2 protein-coding genes are annotated in these 3024 nt (G+C 65.6%); both read right to left on the bottom strand.

Annotated features, from left to right (window positions below; translation table 11 throughout):
* Positions 1-97: 97 nt before the first annotated feature.
* The gene (locus HQL56_19250) at positions 98-1300 is read right to left on the bottom strand and encodes a tetratricopeptide repeat protein (protein MBF0311654.1); all 1203 of its coding nucleotides are present in this window, start codon (positions 1298-1300) and stop codon (positions 98-100) included.
* 6 nt (positions 1301-1306) lie between these two features.
* Positions 1307-3024 (bottom strand): hypothetical protein (locus tag HQL56_19245; protein MBF0311653.1); only part of this gene is annotated, 1718 nt, incomplete at its 5' end.

Below are 3024 nucleotides of genomic sequence, written 5' to 3'. Positions count from 1 at the left end.
GTGCCCGAACGCGGCATGCCCACAACGAATACCGGCCTCTCGGACGAGACCCCGAAACCCCGCCGCTGCCGGAAAAAAGCCCCGTCACAAACCGCCATCAACTCCCCGAAACCCGGCGCCTGCAGCCCGGCCCCCGCAGCCAGATGCCCCCGATCCCACTCGTTGGCCAATCGCGCCTGCTCGAAAGCCTCCTCGTATTGCCCCGCCCGGTCCGCCATCTCCGCCAGGGCGTGATGCAACAACGGACGCTCCCCATGCTCCGCTCCCAGAACGGCCAGGCGCTGCCGGATCCGCGCCCGATCCGCCTCCCCCCCCGACGGATGCCACTGATGATGCGCCACGCCTCCCCAACCTCCCGCCCCGCCTCCAGCAGAAGACGCGCCTGCACCTCCGCCGCATCGGCCTCCCCGAAAGCCACGCAAGCCTGGGCGAACAACAGCCGCAACGCCGAATCCCCGCCATCCCGAAGCAAGACCCACTCCACCAGACGCTTCGCCACCCCGAACCCCGCCGCATGCCGACACATCAGCCGCGCCAGACGCCGGTACCCTTCGATGCGCCCCGCTTCATCCCCCCCGTCCAGCGGACCCCACTCGGCCAGCCGCCCCGCCGCCGCGAAAGCCGCCACCTCCTGCAGCAGTTGCGGGAAAAAGAGCCTGCCGTTGCGCTGCAAAGCCTGCCCGGCCAGGGAGCGGGCCTCGGCATAGCGTCGCAACATCAGCGAACAGGCCGCCTGCCGGGCGGGCAGATCGGCGTTGTCCGGCTCGCGAAGCGCGGCGCGGGCATACGCCTCCCCGGCCAGCCGCCACGCCTCGCGCTCCTCCTCGATCAGCCCGATGTTGAAGGGAATCGAGGCCCGCTGCGGATAATGCTCCTCCAGAACCTCCAGTCGCGCCAGAGCCTCGTCCCGGGAACCCAGCGCCGCTTCACTCACCGCCAGGGCTTCCGCCGCGTCCACCGCGCCGGGATCCCGCGACAAGGCCTCGCGAAAGGCGCACGACGCGCCGCCGGGATCCCCGGCCTCCAGAAGGGCCAGACCCAGGGTGTGGTGCAGACGGGAAGAGGCGGGGTCGAGAGCGAGCGCCTTGCGAAGAGCCGCAACGGCGTCCGCAGCACGTCCGGCCTTCAGAAGCGCACGGGAGAGTTGCAAAATGATGTCGATGCGTTGCGGTTGCCCCTCCAGCGCCCGCAGATAACAGACGCAGGCCAGCCGCGCATCCCCCGCATCAAACGCCAAACCCCCGGCGAGGAACCAATCGCCGGGGGTTCGGGGAAGCACCGGATCGACCGGTTGAGCCATGAATCGTCAGTCGACGTTGGGAGAACTGAGGAATTTCACCATTCCCTGGGAGATCATCTCCTCCAGGGTGTCGCGGGTGGCGGAATATTGCACCCCCTGCAACAAAATGTCCAAACCGGGATCGGTCGAAGCGGACTGGTTGCGAATGCTGATCAGGGTGTCACCGCCGACGTTGGAAATCGACAGCGACTCGGAAGAGAGGCCCACGCAAAAACCGGAAGCTCCCAGACAGGTGTTGAAACCCACCAGAGTGGTGCCACCGGCGTTGGTGCTGTCCAGAATGCCGATGACATCCTGCCCGATGCAGAAGTCGGTGATCACCGTGGTGCCGCGATCATAAACATCCGAAACACAGAAGCATTTCGGCAGATTCGGGTTCATGAAGTTTTCGTAGTTGGTGGTGCAGGAGAATTTGACATCGAACTTGAAGGTGTCGCAGCCCTCGCCACCGGTCAGACGGTCGCTGCCGTCGGAACAGACGAACAGACAGGCGGAACAGACGCTGGTCAACGAAAGGGTGGAGGGGTAGTTGGTGCCGGCGCAGTAGGAGGTGCAGGCCACGAAGGCGGTTCCGGACCAGCAGGATCCGGAGACGCACTCCCCGTAACCGGGATCGAGAATGTCGTTGCCCGCGCCGCCGACCAGCAGATCGTCGCCGTTTTCACCGAAGAGCCAGTCGTTGCCGGCTTCGCCGCAAAGGGTGTCGTCGCCGAAGAAACCGCGCAGGATGTCGTTGCCGTCCCCGCCGAAAAGGCTGTCGTCGTCACTGGCGGAAAAGTCGGCGAAGCCGCCATTGGAGACCCCGCCGAAGAGACAGTCGGCGCAGTCGCCACCGTAGAGGGTGTCGTTGCCGGATCCGCCGTAAAGCCGGTCGTTGGAGGCTGCCCCGGAGAGGGTGTCGTTGCCGGCGCCGCCATCCAGAATCGGGGCGTAGCCGCAGAAATAGGTGTTATCCGTGCAAATGCCGGCGCCGGCGCAGACCGTCAGGGTGTCGTTGCCGTCCCCGCCGTGCAGGAAGCGGGTGCCGTACCCGTTGGAGGAGGTGGCCGCGCAGGCGTTCAGCACGATGGAGTCGTTGCCGGAACCGGCGAAATAGCACTCCGTGAAACTGGTTCCCGAAGTCCAACTGGCGGTATCGGCGTTGGCGGTGCCCTGGGTGGCGCAAAAGAGCGGATTGTTCATGCCGCCTTCCTGATCCACATCCGGGGCGGAGCAGGTCAGCAGGTCGGTGAGGGACATGGTGGCGCAGGCGTTGGCCCCGCGCACCCCGTAAAAGTTCAGGATGACCTTGTCCCGCACATCGCTGGTACCCATGCCGTTGAAGGTCACGGTGGTGTAGGCGCAGGAGTAGCTGGTACTGACGCCGATGCAGCCGGAGGTGATGGTGGCCGCAGCCAGTTGCGCCAGGGAGAAGCTGGTTCCCAGACAGCTTGGCACCAGACACATGTTGGCGTGGGTGAAACAGAGGGTGTCGCCCTCGGCGGGGTTCCAGTCGTAGAGGTTGACGCAATAGGATTGACCCAGACAGGCATGGCCGGAAGGCAGACTGTGCAGATCGACCCAGAAGGTGTCGGCCCCGTCGCCGCCCAACAGGTAGGAGGTCTTGGGGACGGTGGTTCCGGAACAGCAGGCCAGGGAATCGAACCAGGCCACGCAGAGGGTATCGCATCCCGCCCCGCCGTAAAGGCGGTCCCCCAGGCTGTTGAGGCTGCCCAGCAGGAAGT

The organism is Magnetococcales bacterium (assembly GCA_015231925.1).
Taxonomy (GTDB): domain Bacteria; phylum Pseudomonadota; class Magnetococcia; order Magnetococcales; family JADGAQ01; genus JADGAQ01.
This window is presented reverse-complemented; position numbering and strand designations above follow the sequence as displayed.